Here is a 22,785-nt window from a genome sequence, read left to right as displayed (position 1 = left end):
CTATAGGTGCGCCGTCTGCCTGGATCTGGTGCGGGAGCCGGTCGCGACGCGGCCGGGCCGCGTCCTGGCTGCGACCGCAGCGTCGACGAATGCGCCGACGGTGTTGATGTAGGCCTCGATCGAGGTGCCACGTCTGCGGTACTTGGCGCGCTTGACGTACCAGTCCTGCAGCAGCGGCTTGATCAGCGATGCCGTCAGCGTGACCTGGTCGATCGTGAAGACGCCGCTGGCGACGCCCTGCTTGAGGACGCCGGCGATGATCTTCTCGGTCATCACCTCCATCTCGATGGCGCGCTGGCGCTCCGCCGGCGGAAACGACTTCGCTTCCATGAAGCAGAACACGAACCAGGGCTGCATCGCCTCGCTCATCCGGACATGGGTCGCGATGATCCAGTGCAGATGCTTGCGCGCATCCTGCTTCACGTCCGCGGGCGGCGAGTTGAGGACCTCCGCCACCGTCTCGGCGACCTCGCCGAGGATCATCGACAGCAGCGTCGGCTTGCTGTCGAAATACGTATAAAGGCCGCCCATGCTGAGGCCCGAGGCCTCCGCGAGCTGGCGCAGCGTGGTGGCGTGAAAGCCGTGCTTGTTGGAAAGCGTGAGCGTGGCGCCGATGATGCGCGTGAGATTCGGAACGGCGAGATGGGTTTTCTGGACCCGGATGGAATCCCGATGACGTTCGAGGATGCGCGCGCAAAGCACGTCCATCGCGAACGCATTCGCCGTCCCCGGTCGCTGACGCGCGAGACCCACGTTGCCTCCCTGGCTATGCTCCGGGACCATTTCATTTTGTTGCTGGTCCGAGCCGGGCTTTACGCCCTTGTCTAATTCCTAGCCCACGAAACGGCGCCCGGAAAAGGGGGATGATGAAATTTTCTGAGAGAGCGCTCGCTCGTTTTTTGGGTCCGCGGCCGTGTTGCCGGCCTGGGCGCGTCGTCGTTCTGGCCATCGTCGGGAACTTTTCGCGCTGAAAGCACAGCACAAATTCCAGGTAGTCTGGTCGACCAGCACGCCGGTTAGACGGGCGTCACATTCCGATGATGGGCGTGTGGGAAGCTCAAGAGCGCAACGGCTTGCTGATTCGATGCGAAAATCTGACGTGACGTGCCCCCATTGCCAGGCCGGCTATCGCCGGATCGAATTGACGTCGAAGGGCGGCGTCGCGGGTGAGTTTCGCTGTCTGGTGTGCGACCACATCATCGAGCTGATGGATGGTTCGACCGATGTCGCCTTTCGGCTGACCGTGCGGCCGGGCAAGACGTCCTACGCCTACTAGCGTTTTCAGTTCGGGTGAAAGGACACGCGTCCGAAACAGGGTAGCAGCGCCGGTCGGTGGCGCCACGCTCAACGCTGCTGCGGCAGGTTGACCTCGCTCCTTCGCGCCTCCTGGCTGCGGCGCTCGGCTTCGCCGCCCGATCGGGACAGCATGCCGATCGCCACGATCGCTGCGGCAAAGCCGGCGGCGGCGCCGACGCCGAGGGCCCAGCGCGGGCCGAGGTGATCGGCGACCCAGCCGACGATCGGCGCGCCGATCGGCGTGCCGCCGAGCGCAACGCCGAGCCGCAGCGCCATCACCCGTCCGCGCATCGCCGGCTCGGTCGAGAGCTGCATCAGCGCGTTCGAGGTGCTGGTGACGGTCAGCGCGGCGACGCCGATCACGACCAGCGCCGCGGCAAACAGCCAATAGCTCGGCGCCAATGCGGCGAGCGTGCAGCCCAGCCCGAAGATCGCGGCACCCAGCATCAGCGAGCCGAAGCGCGGCTCCTCGCGGCTCGCTGCCAGCAGCGCGCCCGACATCGTTCCGAGCGCCATTATCGACGACAGCAGGCCGAAGCCGCGCGCATCGGTGTGGAAAACGCCAACCGCCATGGTGGAAATGAAGATCGGAAAGTTCAGTCCGAAGGTCCCGATCAGAAACAGCATGATCAGCGTCGCCCTGAGATCGGGCCGCGACCAGACATAGTGGAAGCCCTGCATCACGCTGCCCTTGGTGCGATGGGCGCGCGCGTTCGGGCGCAGCTCGGAGGTGCGCAGCAGGGTCAGCGAGGTCAGCACCGCCAGGAACGATGCGCCGTTGAACAGGAATGCCCAGCCGGTGCCGACGGAGGCGATAATCAGGCCGGCGACGGCGGGGCCGATCATGCGCGCGGCGTTGAACGAGGTCGAGTTCAGCGCGATCGCATTCGACAGATTGGTATCGCTGACCAGTTCGGCGACGAAGGTCTGTCGCACCGGGGCATCGAGCGCCGCCGCGCAGCCGAACAGGAACGCGAAGGTGTAGACGTGCCAGAGCTGCACCAGCCCGGTGACGGTGAGAATGCCGAGGATGAGTGCGAGCGCGCCCATCGTCGCCTGGGTCGCCATCAGCAGTTTGCGCTGGTTGAAGTGATCGGCGGCAAAGCCGGTCCACGGCATCAATAATAGTTGTGGCCCGAATTGCAGCGCCATCACGATGCCGACGGCGGACGCGCTGTGATTTGTCAGCTGGGTGAGAACCAGCCAGTCCTGCGCCGCGCGCTGCATCCAGGTGCCGACGTTGGATACCAGCGCGCCGGCCGCCCAGACCCGGTAGTTGAAGCTCGCGAGCGATCGAAAGACGCGTCTCATGTTCTCTGAGGTTCATTCCCGCCGTGAAACCGCCCGAACCGCCGCGCCAGGAACAGGCCGATCAGAAGACCGCCGAGACCGAGCGCTGCGACGTCGCTGGTGGTTCGCAAGCCGAAGTCGCCGACGCGGCAGACCAGGAGATATCCGACCGCGAGGTTGAAGAAGCCCCACACGATGTTGACGGTCGATGAGGACAGGCCTTCGCCGGGCGGTTTGGCGAACGGGCTCTGGAACGCTTCGCCCATCATGCCGGCGACGACGTGGGGGATCGCATTGGTGAGAAAGGCGCCGCCGAAGAAATAGGCGACGAGATCAAGCCAGTTCATGCGCGTTGGTCCTTTCAACGAGATCGATGATCGCCTGCGTCGAGCCGGTTTCGCCAAGCCGCGGGAACACGTGCTCGATGCTGTATTCATGTGCGTGCGACCGCGCATCGGTCATGGCGTCGATTGCGAGCGTGACGTTGAAGCCCGCCTCATAGGCCTGTCTCGCCGTCGATTCGACGCCGCCCGCGGTGGCGACGCCGGCGATCACGACTTGCGTGACGCCACGCGCTCTCAGCAGGCTTTCGAGGTCGGTGCTGGCAAATGCGCCTCGCGTTCGCTTGGTCACAACGATGTCGCCGGGCTGTCGGTCGAGCTCCGGAATGAGATCGGTCCATCCGTCGGGAAGCGGGCCGCCAAATGGATTTCCAATGGGATTTCCAATTGGATTTCCATGGCGCGGCGCCTGCTCGGTTCGTCCCGGCGAGCTGCCGTCGACATTGACCAGCGCGACCGGCAGACCGTGCCGCCGGAACGCAGCGCCAAGCGCGGCGGCGCGAGCCACGATGTCGCCGATCGGATGGGCGAAGGGCCAGCCCATGAGGCCGCTTTGCAGATCGATGACGATCAATGCGGTGATCGGATCGAGCGTGGTCAGGGCCATAGTCGTTACCTTTCTCGCAAGCTGTCGCAGCGCAGCCGGCCTCAATCCTCGACCAGCCGCTTCAGCAAGCCGACGGCGGCGGCGAGTTCGTCCTGCTCCCGCGCCGACAGCCGCGCGGCGATGGTGCGCGACAGCCAGTCCTGCCGTGCGGCGCGGCCGGTGCGAAGCCGCTCGCGGCAGCTATCGGTGAGCGACATGATGGTCTGCCGGCCGTCGTCCGGATCCGGCGCGCCGCGGACCAGGCCCGCAGCCTCGAGCGCCGATATCGCCGAGCTCATCGATTGCGGACGCATACCCTCCGATCGCGCGAGGCTGGACACGGTCGCGGGGCCATCCTTTTCGAGGCGAAGCAGCACCGCGACCTGGGAAGGCGGGAGGTCCTCGCGTTGACCCTGCTCGCGAAGCCGCCGCTTCAGCCTTCCAATCAACAGGCGAAGATCTTCGGCCAGCGCGGATGTGCGCGCCGAGCCGGGGCGGGCCGGTCCATTGCTCATGCCGGATCGGATAGCATATATGAAGGTAAACTGTAAAGATTATCTTCGCAGTTTATCTGCATACGTGTCCTGCTGTAGCCAGCCGGCTGGTCTGACGCTGCTCGCGGCCGGAATCGGCGCGGCACGCGAGAGCGTCCGCGCACATGTGACGTCGGCCAAGCTTCAACGGAGAAATGCTGGACGGTGAGGGCTTCGAGCGCCTCAGCGTAATGGCGCGCGCTTACTCGGGCGCAGGGTCGCTGCTTGCCGCGGCCTCGTACATCTCGCGCGCGCGCCTGGTCACGGCCGCATAGCGCGCCGTCGCGCTGAGGCTCATCAGGCCGGCGCGCACCAGTCCGAGAATGGCGCGTCGGGAGTGGAACGGCCCCGTCTTGCTCGCGGCATATCCGCGCGGATAGAGCTGCAGGCGGCCGGCGAGCGCTTCCTGCAATGCCATCTTCTGGGTTGCGCTCAGGCGCCGGCGCCGCGCGGGCTTGCTTGCTTCCGCCAGCATGCGCAGCTCGATGCCCGACGGTTTCCGTGGTGCGCCCTTCATTGTCAGCTCACATTCCGGCCGACTGGCGCGACCTTTCGCGAGGCCCGGCGCCCGGTCGGCATCGCCATGGACGCCGGCATGTGGCACATCATGGCTTGCGCTGTTGCTCATTCGTGAGACAGAACCGCATTTCGAGCAGCCGCGGCATCTGACGAAGGTCAGGACCGGTTGTGACGAAAGTCATATTCGTTTGCGACCGCTGCCGGCTTACGCCAGAGTGGGCTGCTCGCTGAGCTGATGGGCAACGCATGATCGATCTGAGCGCGGATTTGCTTGCGGCCGCAGAAGCCGACGTCATCGGTCTCGCCGTCATCGGCGCCGATCGAAGCATGCAGCGGAAGATCGGCCGGCTGGTCGAGTGGCTTCCGGCAACCGGCGTCGATTGCTGCGAGTGTGTGTTGCTGGTCGGCATGGAAGCCGAGTTGGCGGCGCTTGCCGGAGGCCAGCGGGACATGATCGCGCTGGCCGGTGTGCGTGGCGCGTCGCCTGACATCACGCAACCGATGACGGCGGTCGTGCTGTGGAACGGCGCGCAGTCGCATTACTTCGTCATCGCCATGCCGGATTTTGCCGGCCGTCAGGTCGAAACGCTGCTCGGCAGCGAGCGTCGCGCCCGGCGCCTGATGGAGCAGCAGCTCGAGGCGGCGAGCGCGGAGGTGCGCTTTGCCTCGCTGGCGCGGACGCGGTTGCGGCTGGCCCGCGATCTGCACGATACGCTGGTGCACTCGATCGTGGCGCTGCTGACCCAGATCCGGCTGATCCGGCATTATTTGTCGGCCGATCCCGCCCGTGTGGCGGACAGCCTCGCGACCGCTGAAGATGCGGCCGCGAGCGGCCTGAACCGCGCCCGCGAAGCCATCGATCGCCTGCGCACGCCCGACGATCTGAAGCTTGATCCCGACGTCGAGGGGCTGCTCAGCGACTTCGCCGCGCGCAGCGGTGTCAGGGTGTCGATCCAGATCGACGAAGCGGCGCGCCCCGGCTTGCGCGATTGCGGCTTGACGGTTCAGCGCATCCTCAGCGAGGCACTGCGCAATGTTCAGACGCATGCGCAGGCGCGCCGCGTCTCCTTTCACGCCTTCGACGAACCGGCCGCGGTCGGCCGCAAGCTGATTGTCGAGATCCGCGATGACGGCCGCGGCTTCGATCTCGCGGTCCCGACGCCAGGACATTTCGGATTGATTGGCATGGCCGAATTTGCTGAACTTGTCGGCGGCAGCTGCGCGGTGGAGAGCGCGCCCGGGCAGGGAACGCTGGTCCGGATCTCGCTCCCCGTGGCGGTGCCGCCGGCGGCGTCTGCCGGCGTGCTGGCCGATTGAATTCGTTGCCGCGCATGCAACGCGTTTTCGAGAGGATGACGGAAAGCCCGTGAGCAGAATTGAGAAGATACGGGTGCTGATCGCCGAGGATCAGACGCTGATCAGGGAAGGTATCGCCACGCTGCTCGCCCAGCAGAACGACGATTTCGAGATCCTTCCCGGCGCGGCCGACGGCGAGCAGGCCATCGAATTCGCGCGGCGCTATCGGCCGGATGTCATCCTGATGGATCTGCAGATGCCGCGGGTCGACGGCATCGCCGCGACCCAGCGGATTCTCCGCGAATTGCCGCAGACCCATATCGTGGTGCTGACGACGTTCGAGACCAACGACCTGATCTTCGAGGCGGTGAGCGCAGGCGCCAAGGCTTATCTCTTGAAGGACGCCAGGATGGAGGAGATCGCCTCGACCATCCGCGCGGTCATCAACGGCCAGTCCGGGCTTTCGCCCGGCGTCGCCGCGCGCATCCTCGATGAGTTCAAGCGGCTGCGCGGCCCGCGCGTCTCGGCGAAGCTGCCGGTTCGCGATGGGCTGACGGCGCGGGAGAATGAAATTCTTACGCTGATCGTCGAGGGCAAGAGCAACACCGAGATCGGCGAGCAGCTGCATTTGGCCGAAGGAACCGTGAAGAACTATGTCAGCACGATTCTGGAGAAATGCCAGGTCAAGAACCGTACAGAACTCGCAATAAAGGCAATAACTTACTAGAAATAATTGGCCGTGATCGCACAACCACGCGGTTGATCCGGCTGAGATTGCTCGCCTTTCTCTGGGCCGCGCCCGCAAAATTGGCTATAGGTTTGTTTCGGATTTGCTTTTTGACACCGCAGGTCCGGATTGCACGGCTATGAGTAAGCGGGAAATGACCATGAAGGGTATCGAGCGCCAGACCAAAGGTACGGACGGACCGGCGGACGCTGCGGCGGCCGGCAACGGCGTGGATCCGGCGGCGCATGGCATGGCGGCGATCGATCAGGTTCGCGACCTGCTGTTCGGCGGCGCGCAACGTTCGCTCGAGACCAACCTCTCGGGTCTGCGCGAGGAGATGCAGGCATCGCTCAAGCAGATGCAGGCGGACTTCACTAACGAGCTCACCGCGCTTTCGGCGCGGCTCTCCGACCTCGAGCGGGATACCGAGCAGAAGCGGCTCGACTCGCTGAAGGATGTCGGCGCGGCGATCACCCAGCTCGGCTCGGTCATCAGCGGATTGGGATCCGGCCGCACGGGCAAATAGCATGGCAGCTGCTGCCGGCCAGAACCGCGAGATCGAGCAGCTCAAGACATTGCTGTTTCAGCCCGAGGCGACGCGCCTGACGTCGCTGGAGGCCGACCTCGACTCGCTGCAGCGCTATGTCGGCAACGCCGACCGCCTGGAGACGGCAACCGCGGGCATCCTGGTCGAGGCGCTGGAGCGCGCCGAGGTCAACCGGCCGCGCGAGCTCGCCAGCGCGATTGCGCCGGTCGTGGTCTCGGCGATCCGCAGCGAGATCAAGAACTCGCGCGAGCAGATGATCGAGGCGCTCTATCCGATCGTCGGCCGGCTGGTCAGCGCCGCGGTGGCGAATTCGTTCAGGGAGCTGGTTGCCTCGCTCGAGCAGCGCATCAATGCGTTGACCTCGGCGCAATTGTGGGTCGGCCGCGTCAAATCGCTGGTGACGGGACGCCCGATCAGCGAATTCGTGCTCGCCGATCAGCCGCCGCAGATCAACCGGCTCCTGATCATCGAACGCGGCAATGGCCGCCTGATCGCGGACTGGAAGCGCGATGCGACCGCCGACGAACGCGCCGACCTGCTCAGCGCGATGGTCGCGGCGATCCTGGAATTCTCGGTGCAGGCGCTCGCCGGCGAAGGCAATCTGCAGACGCTCGATTTCGGCGGACGACAGCTCGCGCTGCGCGCCTCGCCCCGCTTCATTCTGGCGGCGGAGTGCCTGGGACCGTTGCGGCCAGCCGACAATGCCAGGATCAACTCGCTGTTCTTCGATGCGATCGAGCGCATCGACCGCGGCGCGGATTGCGACGGGCCGATGCTGGCGTCGCTGGCAGCCGCGATCGAGACCGACGATACGCCACGGCGGATCGCGAGCCGGCGCGGCAAGGTGATCCTGTTCGCCTTGCTCGCGGCCGTGGCCGCGCTGCTGCTCTGGCTTGCCGCGACATCGGTGACGCGCGGCCTGTTGGAGCGGCGGACCCAGGCGGCGCTGGAACAGCTCGCCGCAAAGCAGCCGTTGCTGGCCTCGTTCCCGCTGCGGCTCGACTTCGATCACGGCAGCCGAAGCGTGGCCGTTTCAGGCATCGAGCCGAGCCAGCTGGAAACCGCGCCGTTGATCGATGCGCTCGCTGCGGCCGCGGCACCGTACAAGATCGTCAACCACATCGGTCTGGTGTCCGCACCCGAGCAAATCGCGGCATCGCAGGCCGGCATCGCGGGCCTGCAGCAGAGCCTGACGCGCCTGCAGGCGAGCCTCGACCAGATGCGCGAGGCGATCGGTGCGCAGGCGAAGTCGGGCGACCAGAAATATGTCGCCCTGACCGAGCAATATGACAGGCTCGGCGAGCAGTATGCCAAATTGGCCGAGCAATATTCGAAGCTGCAAGCCGTCGCCGACGGTCCGGCGGCGCGGCTCGACCGCTTCATCGCCACCACCGCGATCTTCTTCGCGAACAATTCAGACGAAGTCCTCGACAACGACCAGGCCGAGCAGCAGCTGCGCGAACTCGCCGGACTAATGGCGAACAACGATCTCAGGCTGCGCATCGTCGGCTATGCCGATCAGAGCGGCACGGAAGGCACCAACCGGACGCTGGCGCGCAAGCGGGCCGAGCAGGTCCAGCGCAGGCTGACCGCGCTCGGGGTCGATTCGTCGCGGCTGATTTTGGTTTCGCGCGCGGCGACGATGCCGATCACCGACCGGGTCGACTCCACCGTCGGCGGTAATCGCCGCGTGGCGTTCGAGACGGTCTATCGAGGCGAAGTGGCCCGCTGATGCTCACCGCGAAAGTCATGCTGCTCGGCGATATGGGGGTCGGCAAGACGTCGATCCTCTATCGGCTGATCTACAACCGGTTCGAGGGCCAGTACAAATCGACGCTGGGCGTCGAGATCCTGAGCCACGACGTGGCGCCGGCGGGTGGCAGCGATCCGACGCGCCTCGTGCTGTGGGACACCGACGGCGATTTCGGCACGCAGATCTTCGACACCGTCTACGTCACCGGCGCGTCCGCCGCCATCATCGTGTCCGACGTCACGCGGCCGCAGACGGTGACCCGCATGGTGGAACTGGTCCGCGGCTTCGAGGAGCGCTTCCCCGGCCGGCCCTACCGGGCGCTGCTGAACAAGATCGATCTGCCGGAAGCCGCGGGCAGCGCGGGCGCGATTGCCGGGCTTGCGAAGTCGAGCGTCAAATCGGTCAGCGCCAAGACCGGCGTCGGCATCGCCGAGAGCTTTGTCGAACTCGCCCAGACCATCCGCCGCCGCCAGCTCTAGTAGCGACAACGCGCACACGTCTGTGTCAGCCGCCCCGACTTCTCGGGGCTGGCGAATCGGGCCGGGACGGCTGACTTCATCGCACGTGGGGCGTACGATGAAAGGCTCTCGCGCGGCCGCAGAAAGCCGCACGCTTTCTCCGCCGACAGCACCACGCCGTCCCACACTCCGATAGTGACGATGGTCATCTTCCGCTCGGCCAATGGCCTGCCTATCGTCCGCCCCGTCACCGGAAACAGCCACGGGACGAACGGTGTCTCGGGCGCACGGAGCGAGAGATCATGAGCATTTTTGGAAGCATCATGGGTGCAATCTTCGGCCACGGCGCCCAGGCCAAAACCGCTGAGAGCACAACGGCGGCCGCGCCCGGCGCAGCGCCTTCGACGTCGACGGCTGCATCCGCTGCGCCCGGCACGGCGGCGGCACAATCCGTCGTCGTCGCCGCGATCGTCGACAAGGCGGCCGCGGCCACCGGCGAGAAGCTCGACTGGCGCAGCTCGATCGTCGACCTGATGAAGGCGCTCGGCCTCGACAGCAGCCTTGCGGCGCGCAAGGAGCTCGCGAAGGAGCTGCACTACACCGGCGACACCAGCAACACCGCCACCATGAATGTCTGGCTGCATCAGCAGGTGATGGCGAAGCTCGCCGCCAATGGCGGCAAGCTGCCGGACGACATCAAGACCTGACGTCCCGCCTCGAGCCGTGCGCGGCGCTCGCGCCCGAGCGGTTCCGAACGATGTCTATTGCGTGAGGAGCAGTTGCGATGACCTCATCTCATCCTGCCATCCTGAACAGGCCGCGCGCTGGTGTGGTGCGGTCCGTCGCATTGGTCGGCGCGGCACTCGGATCCGTCGCGCTGACGCTCGGCATCCTTGTCGCCACCGCCCGCGCGGATAACGCCCGCGACGAGCCGCGGTCGGAAAATGCGAATGTGCAGCGCGCCGCGCAGAACCCGCCGCCGGCGCGGGTCATCCTGCCGGCGCCATGGGAGCAGGCCGCGCCTGCGCAGCCAGTCGCGGCGCCCGCGAAGCCGGCCGATCGCAAATAGTCTTTCGCCCCCTTGGAGCGGCCGGCGATCCAGTCGCCGGGGCGTGCCACCGCATTCATTTGGAAAACAGGAGATCAGATGCTGAAGGAATTCAGGGAATTCGCCATGAAGGGCAACGTCGTCGATCTCGCCGTCGGCGTGATCATCGGCGCGGCATTCGGCGCGATCGTCTCGTCGATGGTGGCCGATGTCATCATGCCGATCATCGGCGCGATCAGCGGCGGGCTCGACTTCTCCAACTATTTCACCGCGCTGTCGAAGTCGGTGACGGCGACCAACCTGGCCGATGCCAAGAAGCAGGGCGCGGTGCTGGCCTGGGGCAACTTCCTGACCCTCACGCTCAACTTCCTGATCGTCGCCTTCGTGCTGTTCATCGTGGTCCGCCTCATGAACCAGCTCAAGCGCGAAGCGCCCGCGGCGCCGGCCGAACCGCCGAAGCCGACCAAGGATCAGGAGCTGCTCACCGAGATTCGCGATCTCCTCAAGTCGCGCGCGTAGCGATCGCGCCTCGTATCGCGCGTACAGCCCCAGCTCTGGAGCCTAGCCATGCCAGATCAGGTCAAGCTGCCCCGAAAATTATCGCAAGAGCCCGGTGGTGCAGAGCCGCTGCGGCCGAGCCATCGGCGGGTGATCGAGGAACTCGACCGCTGGGCCAACAGTCCCGGCCTGCAGCCGCCGAGCGATGAAGAAAAACCGGACGACGACAAGCGCTAGGCGGCCGTGACCTCGCATGGCCGGATCGCGGCCGTTTCGGTCAAGCCCGCCGGGCCGTCGCGATCAGCGCGGTCGACGGAATCGCGAAGCTGTCGCCGACCCGCCTGCGCTCAATCTCGGCGCGGAAGGCGCGCGCGACTGCGGCGCTCTGGTCTGCATCGAGCCCGCTCCAATGCGGCATGAACTCGAACAATTTGTCGACGTCGGCGGGATTGGCGACATTGAGCTTGAAGTCGTGGGTGATCTCGGCAATCGCCGGATCGGAGAAGCCGGCGGCGATGAGCGCAGCGGCGAGGCGGCCGGGGTCGGCGAGCTCGGCGAGGCCCGTGCACGGCATCGGCGTGACATTGTCGGGATAGAGCCGCCGGATGATCTGCGAGAGCAGGAGATGCACGGCGGCGCCATCGGCGCTCTTCCAGACCGCAATCGCCGCCGATCCGCCCGGTCGCGTCACCCGTGCCATCTCGCAGAGGCCGGCGCGCCAGTCCGGAAACAGCATCACGCCGAACACCGACACTGCCGCGTCGAAGGCGGCATCCGGCAGATCGAGCGCCTGGCCGTCCATCTGCCGCGCCTCGATATTCGCCACACCATGCGCGCGGACACGTGCCACCATGCCGGCGGAGAAATCGATCGCGGTGACCTCGGCTCCGGTGCGGGCGGCGGCCAGCGCCGCGGCGCCCGTGCCGGTGGCGACGTCGATCACCCTGGATGACGGGTCGATCGGAAGCGTTGCGACCGCGGCGTCGGCGAACAATGTCGTGAACGGCTGCGACTGCGCCTCATAGGCGGCGACCATTTTGTCCCAATGCGCGGGATCGTTGTACGGCAGAGGTTTCGCCTGCTCACTTGACTGCATGAATCTGGTCCTCGAGATTTTGCTTGTGTTTGGCGAGCCGGCGCTTGAAATCCTTCGCGAGCGCTTCGAGCGTCACCGCGCCGAGCCGCTTCAGGAACAGCGCTTCGACCTCGCGAAACGTGTCTCCGAGCGCGTCGTTGACGGCCTGTTCGACCAGGCAGCCGGGATTTTCCGAGCGATGGCCCATCGCAACGATCGTGGGCGCGCCGACCGCGCGATAGATGTCCGCGAGCGTGATGTCGGCCGGATCGCGCGCCAGCGTCCAGCCGCCGCCATGGCCCTTCTCCGAATGCACCAGACCCTGCTCGCGCAGCCCCGCCATCACGCGGCGTACCACCACCGGGTTGGTGGCCATCGCCTGCGCAAGTTGCTCCGACGTGACCGGCTCGCCGGCCCCGATCATGTGGAGCAGGCCATGCAGGACGCTCGACAGGCGGCTATCACGTATCATGTAACTTCATATGTTACATGAAGCGGCGGCCGTCAAGGGGGCGGTGGTCTGTGGCCCTCCTACCTCCCCTTGAAAAGGGGAGGTCGCTTTGCTCGTCAGAGCAAAGCGGGTGGGGATCAGCTCGCTCCACTTGCAGCGTCGTCTGCGGCTGACCCCCATCCCGACCTTCCCCCTTTCAGGGGAAGGAGAAGAGATCAAGGACCTGCACCTGGGCTTTGATTGTTCAACCGAGATTCGCGTGCCGGATTTCGCGGCGTCGCCCGTTTAATCCGCATCGGGGTCGTTGGCAGGGGCGGTATCGTGGGCAGCGTGGCGGTCGATCGGATGTTGCGGGATGCGGTGGCGCATTATGGCGCGGGCCGCGCGGCGGAGGCCGGCACGCTGTGCGGCGACATCCTCACCGCCGATCCCGACCATGTTCCGGCGCTGCATCTGTCCGCCGTCATCGCCTTCGTGACCGATCGTGTCGCGGAAGGTGCTATGCTGCTGAACCGGGTCTTCAACCTCGATCCGGACCATGCACCGGCCTTCGCCACGCTCGGCGATGCGCTCGCCGTGAAGGGCGAGCACGAAGGCGCGGTGGCGGCGTTCGAGCGCGGCGTGACGCTGCGGCCGCAGGATGCCGGCCTGCACATCAAGCTCGGCGTCGCATTGTGCGATCTGTCGCGCTTCGATGAGGCCGAGACCGCGTTCCGCCGCGCGATCGCACTCGATGGCGGCCTGACGCGGGCGCGGTTCAACCTCGCCGTCGCGCTGGCCGGGCAGCAGCGGCCGGTCGAGGCGGAGCAGGCCTATCGCGAGGTGATCGCGCGCGATCCGGTCTACCGCGGCGTTTGGCTCAACCTCGGCAATGTGCTGAGCGATCAGAAAAGGCACGAAGCGGCCGCCACGGCCTATCGCCGTGGACTTGCCACGGATCCCGACAATGCCGGACTGCATTGCGGCCTTGGCGCGGCGCTCTATCGCCAGGGCTTGCTGGAGGACGCAATCCTGCACTACCGCCGCGCGATTGCACTCGATCCCGACAACATCGCGCCGCAGCGCCTGCTGGCGATGGTGCTGCACGAAGCGGGCGAGCGCGCGGAGGCCGTCCGCATCTATCGCCAGGTCTCGGCCCGCGACCCGTCCGATCACGTCATCCTCAACAATCTCGGCGCCTGCCTGTTCGAGCTCGGACAGCTCGACGACGCCATCGCCTGCGCCGAGCTCGCGCTGGCGCTGAAGCCGGACTACGCCGCCGCGCACACCAATCTCGGGATCATCTTCGAGGCGCAGAACCTGGTCGAGGCCGCGGTCGCCGCGCATCGGCGCGCCATCGAGCTCGAGCCGCTCTATGCCAAGGGTCACGCCAACCTCGCGGTCGCGCTGCGCAATGCCGGCGAGATCGATGCGGCGCTGATGGCCTCGCGCCGGGCGATTGCACTCGATCCCGAGCAGCCGCTCGCGCACTACAATCACGCGCATTTCCTCCTGATGAACGGCGAGTTCGAGGAGGGCTTTGAGGAGTATCAGTGGCGCCGCAAGACCAGGATGCTCAGCGACGGCGATCCCGTGTTCGAAGAGCCGGAATGGCAGGGCGAGCCGCTCGCTGGACGCACGCTGCTGCTGTTTGCCGAATATGGACTCGGCGACGCCATCAATTTCGTCCGCTATGTGCCGATGCTGGAGGGCAGGGGCGGTCGGATCATTCTGCAGGTGCAGCCGGGGCTGGTCGCGCTGCTGCGGCCGATGCTGCCCGATGTCGCGGTGTTCGCGCGCGGCGAGCCGCTGCCGCCGTTCGATCTGCAACTGCCGCTGCTGAGCCTGCCGCGGATCTTCCGCACCACCGTCGAGACCATTCCTGCAGCGATATCCTATCTGCGGGCGGATGTCGTCAAGCTCGCGCGCTGGCGCGAGGCGCTCGCCGGCGTGACCGCGCTGAAGGTCGGCGTGGTCTGGGCCGGCAATCCCAGGCACAAGGGTGACCGCCAGCGCTCGCTGCCGGCGGACGCCGTGCTGCCGCGGCTGGTCACATCGGGCGTGCAGCTGTACAGCCTGCAGAAGGAGCCGCGGCCGGACGATGCTCCGGTGCTGCGGGGCCTTGGCGCCGACATCATCGACCTCGCGCCGACGCTCGGCGATTTCGCCGACACCGCGGCGGCCGTCTGCGCGCTCGATCTCGTCATCGCCGTCGACACCTCGGTGGCGCATCTCGCCGGCGCGCTCGGCCGCCCGGTCTGGATGCTGTGTCCCTATGCGCTCGACTGGCGCTGGCTGCGCGATCGCGCCGACACGCCCTGGTATCCGACCATGCGGCTGTTCCGCCAGGACAGACCGCAGGCCTGGGATCGCGCGCTGGCGCGCGTGTCGGACGAACTCGCGCGGCTCGCCGGCGGCGAGCGCGAGTTGCTGTTGCCGGCACGTTTAGTGCGTTGACCGGCCATCACCCCGCACTCATCCCCTGCGCGCCGCCGAGCAGCTTCACGTTGAGCCGGCCGCCGTCGAACAGCATCTCGTTCAGCGCTGCGCCGATGTCGTCAGCAGTGACATCCTGGCCTCCCCCGCGGGCGATGCTGGCCTGAGCGATGCGGCGCATCAGCTCCTTGATGAATGCGGCGCTGACCCCGGCGGTGCGCTGCACCGCTGCGTCAACCACGGGCGGTTCGAGCGGCAGGCCCTTGCCGTACAGTCGGATCAGCTTGCCGCGCCCGGTCTCGTCGGGCACCGGCACCTCGATGGCCTGGTCGATGCGGCCGGGCCGGCCGGCCAGCGCGCCTTCCAGCTCCTCGGGCCGGTTGGTGGTCAGCACGAACAGGATGTCGCAGTCCTCCTTCAGGCCGTCCATCTCGTTGAGCAGCTTGTTGAGCAGCGATTCCTCGCACGGTCCGCCCATGTCCTCGCGGTCGCGCGCGATCAGGTCGACATCCTCGATCACGACCATGGTCGGCTGCAGCAGCCGCGCGAGGCTCATATAGGCGCCGAGCAGGCCGACCTGCTCGGCGGTGATGATCAGCGTGGTGTGATCCGGCAGGTTGGTGGCGAGATAGCGAATGGTGTGGGTCTTGCCGGTGCCGGGCGGGCCGTAGAGCAGGATGCCCTTGCGGGTCGACTGCCCGAGCTTGCGCAACAGATCGCGGCTTTCGACGAAGTCGAGCACGTTGCGGTCGAGCAGCCGCAGCGTCCGGTCCGGCAGGATCACGTCATCGCGCGCGACCGTCGGCAGGCGATGCACGGTCACGCCGCGGGCGCGGCCGCGATAGTCGGCGGCATCCTCGAGCGACAGGATCTTGCCGCGATAGGATCGTGCCGCGTGCACGGCCGCTTCCAGCTCGGCAAAGGTCCGCTGCACCAAGGCGTTTCCGGCGACGCCTGCGGGCACCGCGAGCTCGATCCGCAAGCCCGGCTCGGTCTGATAATCACGATGGTAGCTGAGCAGCACCGCGTAGCGCAGCTCTCCGGTTTGGCATAGCCACAAGCCATTGGTCAGGCATTTCACCGACTCAGGCTCGCCAACGTCGACGTCGTGATACTGCGGCGGCGCGATCGGCGGCGCGTTGCGGCTGTCTCCATCAGCGAGGCAATCGCGAGGGTCTCATAGCGGTGCTGCTCATGAATGCCGAAGAAATGGATCGGCACATCGAACAACCTGTCGATCGCGATCTGAACGTCCGCTCGCATGTGACCGGGAAATTGTCGCGACCGGGTCATGATCTGATTGCGCGGCGTCCCGGCAAAATGCCAATCGAGCGCCATGAAGGCATATCTGAACTCCTCGCTCGGTAGATTTTCCGAGCTTGCCCGCGCGGCGATCAGGCAGTTGCCGCACAGGCAGACTGTCCGGCGGATGAGAAACACGTCGGTGACGGGCTCCAGCGCGCCACAGAGATCGCACGGCCGGTCCGCGTCGGCGGCCGATGCGGTGATCAGCAATGGATGCCCGTTGTTGCGGATCAGCTGTTGGGCGGACTCCAGCAGTGCCTTGGCCACCGTCGCGGGATAGGGGCCGCATGCGAATCCGTTCTGGGCCTCGATTCGCGCGGTGACGGCAACAGCCTCTTTCCGGGACTTGCCGAATACCGTGCGCAGCAGGTTGCGCATGAATTCTATCGGTGTCTCGTCGTCATCATGGATGAAGAGCCTGACCGGACCGTTCTCGGCAAAAACGTCGTGCATGAAACCCCCGAAACGCAATTGGGAACAAAAGAACAAAGTAAGAACATCACGGCGGCTCCTGCGCGTCAAGCGAAAGATTCTGCGGTCTCACCCCTGACGTGTAGTGAGCCGGCCGGGAACGCGCACTGGAAGTGTAAACGCGGCTCAACGCCTGTGACGATTGTGTTGCGGCAAATGCCAAGAGATGGCCGTCACAGCGGCAAACTTCCGACACACCATCGGGGCGAAAAGGAGTATCCGACATGGCGCGAGCGCGAGAGCAGATTCCTCCCAAGGGTTTGCGGTCGCGCAGTTATTTTATGAGGCCCTCGTGTCGCACAAACTTCGCCTTGCGCTGCTTCTCGTCTTCACTTTGTTCGTCTCTCCCGCGCTGGCGCAGCCGGCCGCCAAGCCGGCGCCGCCGCAACCCGCTACCGGCGACGCGCTGACGCCCGAGCAGGCGAAACGTGCGCTCGACACGCTGCAGGACGACAAGAAGCGCGGCGAGATCATCAACACGCTGCGCGCCATCGCCAATGCCTCGCCGCAGGCGGCGGCCCAGCCGGCGCCTGCGCCGGAGCAGCATTCGCCGATCCCGCTCACCGCCGACAGCCTCGGCGCACAGCTGTTGCTGATGGTGTCCGAGCAGGTCGGCGAGATGTCGCGCGAGGTCGCCGACGTCGCGCGCACGCTGACGCATTTCCCGGCGTTCTACTACTGGTTCGTGCGTACCGCCAACGATCCGGTCGCCTATGGCCTCTTGATCGATATCGCCTGGAAGCTGGCGCTGGTGTTCGGCTGCGCGCTGGCCGCCGAATGGGTGGTGTTCCGCCTGATCAAGCGGCCGGTCGCGTTCCTGGAAGCGCGGCTGCCGCAGACCGCGCGCATGCCGGTGCAGACGCTCGCCATCGTCGATCCGCCGTCGTCGGTTGCCGACGTCACGCCGGCGCCCGAGTTGCAGCGGCGCCGGCTCAGCCTGGCGCGGGCCTGGCAGTCGCTGGTCCGGCTGCCCTTCGTGCTTGGGCGCCTTTTGCTCGAATTGCTGCCGGTCGTCGTGTTCGGCGGCATCGCCACCGCGCTGCTCGGCACCGAGATCGGCGATCAATCGACCACGCGGCTCGTGATCCTGGCCGTCGTCAACGCCTATGTGTTCTCGCGCGTCTTGATTTGCGCGGTGCGCGCGCTGGCGGGGCCGTTCGGCCTGTTCCGCGTCCGTGCCGAGACCGCGGCCTATATCGAGATCTGGGCCCGGCGCATCGTCGCCGTCGGCGTCTCCGGCATCGCCTTTGCCAATGTCGCGCTGCTGCTCGGGCTGCATCGCGCCGGCTATGCCGCGCTGATCCGGCTCGTGATGTTGGTCGTGCATCTGTTCGTCGTCGTCATCATCCTGCAGTGCCGCCGCCAGGTCGCCGACGCCATCCGCGCGCCGGCCGATCGCACCGGGCTTGCGGCGCGAACGCGCAACCGTCTCGCGGCGCTCTGGCATGTGCTGGCGATCGCGCTCGACCTCGCGCTGTGGGCAGTGTGGGCGCTCAACATCCGCAACGGCTATTCGCTGCTCCTGCAGTATTTCGTCGGCACTGTCGCGGTGCTGCTGGTTACCCGCCTCGTCACCATGGTGGTGCTGAGCCTGATCGATCGCGGCTTCCGCATCAGCCCGGAGTTGATCCAGCGCTTCCCGGGGCTCGAGACCCGCGCCAACCGCTATCTGCCGCTGCTGCGCAAGGTGGTCACGGCGGTGATCGCCTTCATTGGCTTCGTCGCGCTGCTCGAGGTCTGGGGCGTCGATGCCATCGTCTGGTTCTATGGCGGCCAGATCGGAAGCCGCCTGATCTCGGCGCTGGTGACGATCGGCATTGCCGCGCTGGCCGCGGCCGTGATCTGGGAAGTCGCCAATGCGCTGATGGACCGGCAGATCGACACCCTGTCGCGCGACGGGCATTACGCCCGCGCCGCGCGCCTGCGCACCTTCCAGCCGATGCTGCGCACCGCGCTGTTCTGCATGATCGTCGCGGTGGTCGGCCTCACGGCGCTCAGCGAGATCGGCGTCAATGTCGCGCCGCTGCTCGCCGGCGCCGGCATCGTCGGCATCGCGATCGGCTTCGGCTCGCAGAAGCTGGTGCAGGACCTCATCACCGGGCTGTTCCTCTTGATCGAGAACACCGTGCAGGTCGGTGACAACGTCACGGTGTCGGGCCTCTCGGGCGTGGTCGAGAACGTCTCGATCCGCACCATGCGGCTGCGCGCCGGCGACGGTTCGGTGCACGTCGTGCCGTTCAGCGCGGTGACGACGATCACCAATTCCAGCCGCGGCGCCGGCAATGCCGCGGTCAGCGTCAACGTGTCCTACAAGGAGGACACCGACCGCGCCGGCGAGGTGCTGAAGGACATCGTCGCCCAAATGCGCCAGGAGACAGCGTATCGCGCATTCATCCGAGGCGACCTCGAATTGTGGGGCGTCGACAAGGTCGACGGCTCGGTCGTGACCATCGTCGGCCAGATCCGCTGCACCGATAGCGGACGCTGGGCGGTGCAACGCGAGTTCAACCGCCGCATGAAACGGCGCTTCCAGGAGGAGGGCATCGAGATCGCCTCGATGGGCCAGACCATCCTGATGCAGCTTCCTCCATCCTCCGAGCCCGATACCAACGCCCAGCCGCGCCGCGCGGCGGGCTGATCCGGCGCTCCGCTTCACCTCGCCCCGCGCGCGGCAGGGGTGTCCGGGGAAATTCAGGCATAGCGGAGCTCCATCTGGTCAGGTGAGATGGTTGATTTCCGACGGCTGGGGTTGATGGGCGGAGGTTTGTCGATGGCAGCGAGGGATCGACGCGTGAGCAGGAGCTGGCCGACGAGTTCGGCGAACCTGAGCGGGAGCATTTTGATGCAGTTGGTGTGAGCGGCGATGCGCAGCAGCAGGTAGGCAATCATCGCAGCGAGCACCTGAAGGCGGATCGCGTTGTCGTTGGCGCCGAGGAACTTGCGAATATCGAGATGCTGCTTGATCCAGCGGAACAGCAGCTCGATTTGCCATCGGCTCTTGTAGAGGGCGGCGATCTCGACGGCGCTACGGGCAAGGTCGTTGGTCAGGAGTGTGATCTTGCCGCCTTTCTCGCGTCTGATCTTGATGCGGCGGAGCGGGATTGGAAGGCGCGAATCGCCCTTGCTGGTGAGCTTCACCTCGTCATCGGCAAGGATTTCGAAGCCATCCCCGTTACGCTTGCGGATGGCGCGATGCCTGAGCGAGCGAAGACGGATGCTCGTCTTCGCCCGGGTAACGAAGAAAGCCTTGCTATCATTGATCTTCTGCCACCAGTCGAAACGGCAATAGCCCTTGTCAAACACATAGGTGGTGGCGGGCTGGATTGGGGTCTGTCGGCCGATCTCGATGTCATTGACGTTCGCGGCCGTCATCTCGACGCAGGTCGGGACATCGCTCCTTGGGTCGTAGACGACATGCAGCTTCATGCCGCGGATGCGGCCGTTCCACGTCGCCCAACTGCAGACCTTGCCGAGCGGGATCGGACTGGCGTCGATCAGACGCACCATCTCCATGCCTTCACTCCGCAGCTGGCGACGCGCCATCGCCGACAGCGCCGCAAAGGTTTGCGCGAAAATGCCGATCGGACGGCGGGCATTGGCATCGGACAACGTCGAGCGCGACAGCTTGCCGGTTCCCAAGTGATAGTGATGCTGCGAATTGGCGTTGAAGCCAGTCACCACCCCGCGCAGACTGCTGTTGCCGCTAAGCTGGGCATAGATCAGCGCCACCAGATGATCCCAGCTCCTGAACGACTTGTCGTAGGCATCCCCGTCCAGACGATCCACAACCGTCTGAAACTGCCGTCGATTGATCGGTTCAAGCAGCCTTCCAAAAATGCTACCGCGATATCGCATGCTCGGCCCTCTGTGTCTCGACAACCAGAAAAGACCGATTTGCCTCGGTCCTGCCGAGCATGCACCGCGACACAGTGAATCATTCCCCGGACACCCCTGCGCGCGCGGGGAGAGGTCGAATTCGAGCGAAGCTCGAATTCGGGTGAGGGGGAGTCTCCGCGAGAGTATCTGCTTCCGTGTGTGCGAAGGCAGCCCGAGCCAGCGGGAATGCTTGCCGGCGCGTCTCATGGTTGCGACACGTCTCGCGACGGTGAGACGCCGCCAGCCTTGCCAAGCCCGCTGACCGGCGCGCAGCCGGCCGAAATCCGGCCGTTCTCACCCATTCCCTGCGACTTCCTCCGCTGGCACAGCGCTTGCTGATCGTCATGCAATGCGCGGCAAGACGCATTGCACGACTGAACCCAACGCGAAGGAAGGAAACGCACATGGAGCTTGGATACTTCACCATGCCCTCGCACCCGCCGGAGTGCGGATTGAAGGAGGGCCACGACTGGGACCTGCAGACGCTGCGCTGGCTCGACGAGCTCGGCTACCAGGAAGCCTGGATCGGCGAGCATCACACCGCACCCTGGGAGCCGCACCCGTCGCCCGACCTGCTGGTGGCGCAGGCGTTGCTGCAGACCAAGAATCTGCGCATCGGGCCCGGCGGCTTCCTGCTGCCGTATCATCATCCCGCCGAGCTCGCGAACCGCGTTGCGATGCTCGATCATCTCTCGAACGGGCGCCTCAACTTCGGCGTCGCGGCCTCGGGCCTGCCCAGCGACTGGGCGATGTTCAATGTCGACGGCATGTCGGGCCAGAACCGCGACATGACCCGCGAGGCGCTCGAGATCATCCTGAAGATGTGGTCCGAGCCGGGACCCTGGACGCACAAGGGTAAGTACTGGACAGTGAGCAAGCCGGACACGATGTTCGACTTCCTCAAGCCGCACATCAAGCCGTTGCAGGGGCCGCATCCGCCGATCGGCGTCGCCGGCCTGTCGAAGAATTCGGACACCTTGAAGCTCGCCGGCGAGCGCGGCTTCATCCCGATGAGCCTCAACCTCAACCCGGCCTATGTCGGCAGCCACTGGGATTCGGTCGAGGCCGGCGCCGCCAAGACCGGCCGCAAGCCGAGCCGCAAGGACTGGCGGCTGGTGCGCGAGGTGTTCGTGGCGGATACCGATGAGGAGGCGTGGAAGCTGTCGACCGGCGACATGATGGGCCGGATGATGGGCGAGTACTTCCTGCCGCTGCTCGGCCATTTCGGCTTCAAGGACTATCTGAAGCACGCGCCCGACGTGCCCGACAGCGACGTCACCGTCGAATATTGCGCACGCCGGAATTGGATCGTCGGCTCGCCCGCGACCGTCACCGAGAGGATCGAGAAGATCTACCGGGAGGTCGGCGGCTTCGGCGTCCTCTGTGTGTTCGGCTTCGACTACAAGCACAAGCCGGAAGCCTGGCGGCACTCGCTGGACCTGCTCAAGAACGAGGTGATGCCGCGGCTCAAGCATCTCGGAGCCGAGTTCGAGAAGGCTGCATGACAGCTGCGCGGGGTGCGGGGCTTGCCTCGCACCCCGCCTCGCATATCTTGAACGAAGTGTTTTTACCGAAGCATGATCCGGCGGATCATGCTCAAACAGGGTTTGCGGCATGACGGTCGACGCACAGAGTTTCAAGCAGGCGATGCGCCATTGCGCGGGCGCCGTCGCGCTGGTGACGGTCGGCTCCGAGACCGGGCAGCGCACCGGCCTGACCGTGACCTCGGCCTGCTCGCTGTCAGACAATCCGCCCTCGGTGCTGGTCTGCGTTAACCGTAACGCCAGCGCGCATCAGCGCATCCGCGAGGAGCGCCATTTCGTCATCAACTTCCTGAACGAGGACCACGCGCTGCTGGCCCTGACCTTCTCCGGCCAGAAGGGCGTCAACGGCGACGACCGTTTTGCGTTTGGGCGCTGGACCACCGGCGCCACCGGCGCCCCGGTGCTGGAGGATGCCGTCGCGGCGTTCGACTGCGTGCTGGCGCAGGAGCTCGAGACCAAGACCCATTCGATCTTCATCGGCGAGGTCCAGCACGTCCGCGCCGCGACCACAGTCGACCCGCTGATCTATCTGCGCTCCGGCTTCCAGAGCGTGCGCAACATCCATGATCCGGTCGAGCTCGGCGACGTCGATGCGCGGCGTGTGAGCTGGAACGAATTTTCCTGAAACGTACTGACATCTGCGAGGCGGACGGGTCCAGGTACCCGATCCTCTCTCAATCGTTTGAGAGCTGTCGGGCTGCGTCGCCTTGAGGGCGCAATGCTGACGACCCGTCTTGCACGCGTTTGATGGCTTTG

At 65.9% G+C, this 22,785-nt stretch carries 25 protein-coding genes; 14 read left to right on the top strand and 11 right to left on the bottom strand.

The window, feature by feature from the left end:
- Positions 1 to 708: a TetR/AcrR family transcriptional regulator gene (locus ACVMDN_RS34830; RefSeq protein ID WP_076834932.1), complete on the bottom strand. Its 708-nt coding sequence runs from the start codon at positions 706 to 708 to the stop codon at positions 1 to 3.
- 391 nt (positions 709 to 1,099) lie between these two features.
- Here ACVMDN_RS34830 and ACVMDN_RS34825 point away from each other — a divergent pair, with 391 nt between their 5' ends.
- Positions 1,100 to 1,276, top strand: a complete 177-nt coding sequence (locus ACVMDN_RS34825) for an MJ0042-type zinc finger domain-containing protein (RefSeq protein WP_307720421.1) — start codon at positions 1,100 to 1,102, stop codon at positions 1,274 to 1,276.
- A 68-nt stretch (positions 1,277 to 1,344) separates the two neighbouring features.
- Here ACVMDN_RS34825 and ACVMDN_RS34820 read toward each other — a convergent pair whose 3' ends face one another.
- From ACVMDN_RS34820 to ACVMDN_RS34800, 5 genes are all read right to left on the bottom strand, one after another.
- The gene (locus tag ACVMDN_RS34820; protein ID WP_076834933.1) at positions 1,345 to 2,607 is read right to left on the bottom strand and encodes an MFS transporter; all 1,263 of its coding nucleotides are present in this window, start codon (positions 2,605 to 2,607) and stop codon (positions 1,345 to 1,347) included.
- Positions 2,604 to 2,933 carry a hypothetical protein gene (locus ACVMDN_RS34815; RefSeq protein WP_016848133.1) on the bottom strand — a complete coding sequence of 110 codons (330 nt, stop codon included), beginning with the start codon at positions 2,931 to 2,933 and terminating at the stop codon, positions 2,604 to 2,606. The genes ACVMDN_RS34820 and ACVMDN_RS34815 overlap by 4 nt, the downstream gene beginning before the upstream one ends.
- Positions 2,920 to 3,534 carry an isochorismatase family protein gene (locus ACVMDN_RS34810; protein WP_076834934.1) on the bottom strand — a complete coding sequence of 205 codons (615 nt, stop codon included), beginning with the start codon at positions 3,532 to 3,534 and terminating at the stop codon, positions 2,920 to 2,922. Before ACVMDN_RS34810 ends, ACVMDN_RS34815 begins: the two co-directional genes overlap by 14 nt.
- Before the next feature lie 41 nt (positions 3,535 to 3,575).
- A complete protein-coding gene (locus tag ACVMDN_RS34805) occupies positions 3,576 to 4,028 on the bottom strand; it encodes a MarR family winged helix-turn-helix transcriptional regulator (protein ID WP_076834935.1) in 453 nt (150 codons plus the stop codon).
- A gap of 220 nt (positions 4,029 to 4,248) precedes the next feature.
- Positions 4,249 to 4,563 carry a hypothetical protein gene (locus ACVMDN_RS34800; protein WP_244559031.1) on the bottom strand — a complete coding sequence of 105 codons (315 nt, stop codon included), beginning with the start codon at positions 4,561 to 4,563 and terminating at the stop codon, positions 4,249 to 4,251.
- A 248-nt stretch (positions 4,564 to 4,811) separates the two neighbouring features.
- Here ACVMDN_RS34800 and ACVMDN_RS34795 point away from each other — a divergent pair, with 248 nt between their 5' ends.
- The 9 genes from ACVMDN_RS34795 to ACVMDN_RS34755 all read left to right on the top strand — a co-directional run bounded on the left by ACVMDN_RS34795 (position 4,812) and on the right by ACVMDN_RS34755 (position 11,129).
- Positions 4,812 to 5,882, top strand: coding sequence for a histidine kinase (locus ACVMDN_RS34795; RefSeq protein WP_076834937.1), 1,071 nt, complete (start codon positions 4,812 to 4,814; stop codon positions 5,880 to 5,882).
- 49 nt (positions 5,883 to 5,931) lie between these two features.
- Positions 5,932 to 6,588, top strand: a complete 657-nt coding sequence (locus tag ACVMDN_RS34790; RefSeq protein ID WP_028335911.1) for a response regulator transcription factor — start codon at positions 5,932 to 5,934, stop codon at positions 6,586 to 6,588.
- 139 nt (positions 6,589 to 6,727) lie between these two features.
- The gene (locus ACVMDN_RS34785; protein WP_229161741.1) at positions 6,728 to 7,114 is read left to right on the top strand and encodes a hypothetical protein; all 387 of its coding nucleotides are present in this window, start codon (positions 6,728 to 6,730) and stop codon (positions 7,112 to 7,114) included.
- Between the two features lies 1 nt (position 7,115).
- Positions 7,116 to 8,867 carry an OmpA family protein gene (locus ACVMDN_RS34780; RefSeq protein WP_057018934.1) on the top strand — a complete coding sequence of 584 codons (1,752 nt, stop codon included), beginning with the start codon at positions 7,116 to 7,118 and terminating at the stop codon, positions 8,865 to 8,867.
- Positions 8,867 to 9,367, top strand: coding sequence for a GTP-binding protein (locus tag ACVMDN_RS34775; protein ID WP_076834938.1), 501 nt, complete (start codon positions 8,867 to 8,869; stop codon positions 9,365 to 9,367). The genes ACVMDN_RS34780 and ACVMDN_RS34775 overlap by 1 nt, the downstream gene beginning before the upstream one ends.
- A 281-nt stretch (positions 9,368 to 9,648) precedes the next feature.
- Positions 9,649 to 10,053, top strand: coding sequence for a DUF3597 domain-containing protein (locus ACVMDN_RS34770; protein ID WP_076834939.1), 405 nt, complete (start codon positions 9,649 to 9,651; stop codon positions 10,051 to 10,053).
- Positions 10,054 to 10,130: 77 nt separating this feature from the next.
- Entirely contained in the window at positions 10,131 to 10,415 is a 285-nt protein-coding gene (locus ACVMDN_RS34765) for a hypothetical protein (RefSeq protein ID WP_141340903.1), read from the top strand.
- Positions 10,416 to 10,493: 78 nt separating this feature from the next.
- A complete protein-coding gene (gene mscL, locus ACVMDN_RS34760) occupies positions 10,494 to 10,913 on the top strand; it encodes a large conductance mechanosensitive channel protein MscL (protein WP_076834941.1) in 420 nt (139 codons plus the stop codon).
- A 48-nt stretch (positions 10,914 to 10,961) separates the two neighbouring features.
- The gene (locus ACVMDN_RS34755; RefSeq protein ID WP_168857300.1) at positions 10,962 to 11,129 is read left to right on the top strand and encodes a hypothetical protein; all 168 of its coding nucleotides are present in this window, start codon (positions 10,962 to 10,964) and stop codon (positions 11,127 to 11,129) included.
- A 40-nt stretch (positions 11,130 to 11,169) separates the two neighbouring features.
- Here the strand turns inward: ACVMDN_RS34755 and ACVMDN_RS34750 are convergent, their stop codons facing one another.
- Positions 11,170 to 11,988 (bottom strand): class I SAM-dependent methyltransferase, encoded by an 819-nt coding sequence (locus ACVMDN_RS34750; protein WP_057018929.1) that lies wholly within the window; start codon positions 11,986 to 11,988, stop codon positions 11,170 to 11,172.
- Positions 11,975 to 12,439, bottom strand: a complete 465-nt coding sequence (locus ACVMDN_RS34745; protein WP_076834942.1) for an Rrf2 family transcriptional regulator — start codon at positions 12,437 to 12,439, stop codon at positions 11,975 to 11,977. The genes ACVMDN_RS34750 and ACVMDN_RS34745 overlap by 14 nt, the downstream gene beginning before the upstream one ends.
- Before the next feature lie 324 nt (positions 12,440 to 12,763).
- Between ACVMDN_RS34745 and ACVMDN_RS34740 the strand changes: the two genes are divergently transcribed.
- A complete protein-coding gene (locus tag ACVMDN_RS34740; protein ID WP_076834960.1) occupies positions 12,764 to 14,854 on the top strand; it encodes a tetratricopeptide repeat protein in 2,091 nt (696 codons plus the stop codon).
- 7 nt (positions 14,855 to 14,861) lie between these two features.
- On the opposite strand, the gene ACVMDN_RS34735 is transcribed toward ACVMDN_RS34740, so the two are convergent.
- Both ACVMDN_RS34735 and ACVMDN_RS34730 read right to left on the bottom strand, forming a co-directional pair.
- Complete coding sequence (locus ACVMDN_RS34735) at positions 14,862 to 15,914, bottom strand: AAA family ATPase (protein ID WP_244559032.1); 1,053 nt, start codon at positions 15,912 to 15,914, stop codon at positions 14,862 to 14,864.
- Positions 15,911 to 16,591, bottom strand: coding sequence for an ATP-dependent Clp protease adaptor ClpS (locus ACVMDN_RS34730; protein ID WP_244559033.1), 681 nt, complete (start codon positions 16,589 to 16,591; stop codon positions 15,911 to 15,913). The genes ACVMDN_RS34735 and ACVMDN_RS34730 overlap by 4 nt, the downstream gene beginning before the upstream one ends.
- 310 nt (positions 16,592 to 16,901) lie before the next feature.
- Between ACVMDN_RS34730 and ACVMDN_RS34725 the strand changes: the two genes are divergently transcribed.
- Positions 16,902 to 19,247: a mechanosensitive ion channel family protein gene (locus tag ACVMDN_RS34725; RefSeq protein WP_076834943.1), complete on the top strand. Its 2,346-nt coding sequence runs from the start codon at positions 16,902 to 16,904 to the stop codon at positions 19,245 to 19,247.
- A 53-nt stretch (positions 19,248 to 19,300) separates the two neighbouring features.
- Here ACVMDN_RS34725 and ACVMDN_RS34720 read toward each other — a convergent pair whose 3' ends face one another.
- A complete protein-coding gene (locus tag ACVMDN_RS34720) occupies positions 19,301 to 20,464 on the bottom strand; it encodes an IS4 family transposase (protein ID WP_057015126.1) in 1,164 nt (387 codons plus the stop codon).
- A gap of 425 nt (positions 20,465 to 20,889) precedes the next feature.
- Between ACVMDN_RS34720 and ACVMDN_RS34715 the strand changes: the two genes are divergently transcribed.
- A complete protein-coding gene (locus tag ACVMDN_RS34715; protein WP_076831185.1) occupies positions 20,890 to 21,990 on the top strand; it encodes an LLM class flavin-dependent oxidoreductase in 1,101 nt (366 codons plus the stop codon).
- 109 nt (positions 21,991 to 22,099) lie between these two features.
- Entirely contained in the window at positions 22,100 to 22,654 is a 555-nt protein-coding gene (locus ACVMDN_RS34710; RefSeq protein WP_057018925.1) for a flavin reductase family protein, read from the top strand.
- The last annotated feature ends 131 nt before the right edge of the window (positions 22,655 to 22,785 follow it).

The sequence above is a fragment of the Bradyrhizobium sp. USDA 4510 genome (assembly GCF_054059095.1).
This window is presented reverse-complemented; position numbering and strand designations above follow the sequence as displayed.

Excerpts from the sequence above, each read along its gene's own strand:
- ACVMDN_RS34830 (WP_076834932.1), bottom strand. The coding sequence starts at position 708 with ATGGACGTGCTTTGCGCGCGCATCCTCGAACGTCATCGGGATTCCATC.
- ACVMDN_RS34820 (WP_076834933.1), bottom strand. The coding sequence starts at position 2,607 with ATGAGACGCGTCTTTCGATCGCTCGCGAGCTTCAACTACCGGGTCTGG.
- ACVMDN_RS34815 (WP_016848133.1), bottom strand. The coding sequence starts at position 2,933 with ATGAACTGGCTTGATCTCGTCGCCTATTTCTTCGGCGGCGCCTTTCTC.
- ACVMDN_RS34810 (WP_076834934.1), bottom strand. The coding sequence starts at position 3,534 with ATGGCCCTGACCACGCTCGATCCGATCACCGCATTGATCGTCATCGAT.
- ACVMDN_RS34805 (WP_076834935.1), bottom strand. The coding sequence starts at position 4,028 with ATGAGCAATGGACCGGCCCGCCCCGGCTCGGCGCGCACATCCGCGCTG.
- ACVMDN_RS34800 (WP_244559031.1), bottom strand. The coding sequence starts at position 4,563 with ATGAAGGGCGCACCACGGAAACCGTCGGGCATCGAGCTGCGCATGCTG.
- ACVMDN_RS34795 (WP_076834937.1), top strand. The coding sequence starts at position 4,812 with ATGATCGATCTGAGCGCGGATTTGCTTGCGGCCGCAGAAGCCGACGTC.
- ACVMDN_RS34785 (WP_229161741.1), top strand. The coding sequence starts at position 6,728 with ATGAGTAAGCGGGAAATGACCATGAAGGGTATCGAGCGCCAGACCAAA.
- ACVMDN_RS34780 (WP_057018934.1), top strand. The coding sequence starts at position 7,116 with ATGGCAGCTGCTGCCGGCCAGAACCGCGAGATCGAGCAGCTCAAGACA.
- ACVMDN_RS34775 (WP_076834938.1), top strand. The coding sequence starts at position 8,867 with ATGCTCACCGCGAAAGTCATGCTGCTCGGCGATATGGGGGTCGGCAAG.
- ACVMDN_RS34770 (WP_076834939.1), top strand. The coding sequence starts at position 9,649 with ATGAGCATTTTTGGAAGCATCATGGGTGCAATCTTCGGCCACGGCGCC.
- ACVMDN_RS34765 (WP_141340903.1), top strand. The coding sequence starts at position 10,131 with ATGACCTCATCTCATCCTGCCATCCTGAACAGGCCGCGCGCTGGTGTG.
- mscL (WP_076834941.1), top strand. The coding sequence starts at position 10,494 with ATGCTGAAGGAATTCAGGGAATTCGCCATGAAGGGCAACGTCGTCGAT.
- ACVMDN_RS34755 (WP_168857300.1), top strand. The coding sequence starts at position 10,962 with ATGCCAGATCAGGTCAAGCTGCCCCGAAAATTATCGCAAGAGCCCGGT.
- ACVMDN_RS34750 (WP_057018929.1), bottom strand. The coding sequence starts at position 11,988 with ATGCAGTCAAGTGAGCAGGCGAAACCTCTGCCGTACAACGATCCCGCG.
- ACVMDN_RS34745 (WP_076834942.1), bottom strand. The coding sequence starts at position 12,439 with ATGATACGTGATAGCCGCCTGTCGAGCGTCCTGCATGGCCTGCTCCAC.
- ACVMDN_RS34740 (WP_076834960.1), top strand. The coding sequence starts at position 12,764 with ATGTTGCGGGATGCGGTGGCGCATTATGGCGCGGGCCGCGCGGCGGAG.
- ACVMDN_RS34730 (WP_244559033.1), bottom strand. The coding sequence starts at position 16,591 with ATGCACGACGTTTTTGCCGAGAACGGTCCGGTCAGGCTCTTCATCCAT.
- ACVMDN_RS34720 (WP_057015126.1), bottom strand. The coding sequence starts at position 20,464 with ATGCGATATCGCGGTAGCATTTTTGGAAGGCTGCTTGAACCGATCAAT.
- ACVMDN_RS34715 (WP_076831185.1), top strand. The coding sequence starts at position 20,890 with ATGGAGCTTGGATACTTCACCATGCCCTCGCACCCGCCGGAGTGCGGA.
- ACVMDN_RS34710 (WP_057018925.1), top strand. The coding sequence starts at position 22,100 with ATGACGGTCGACGCACAGAGTTTCAAGCAGGCGATGCGCCATTGCGCG.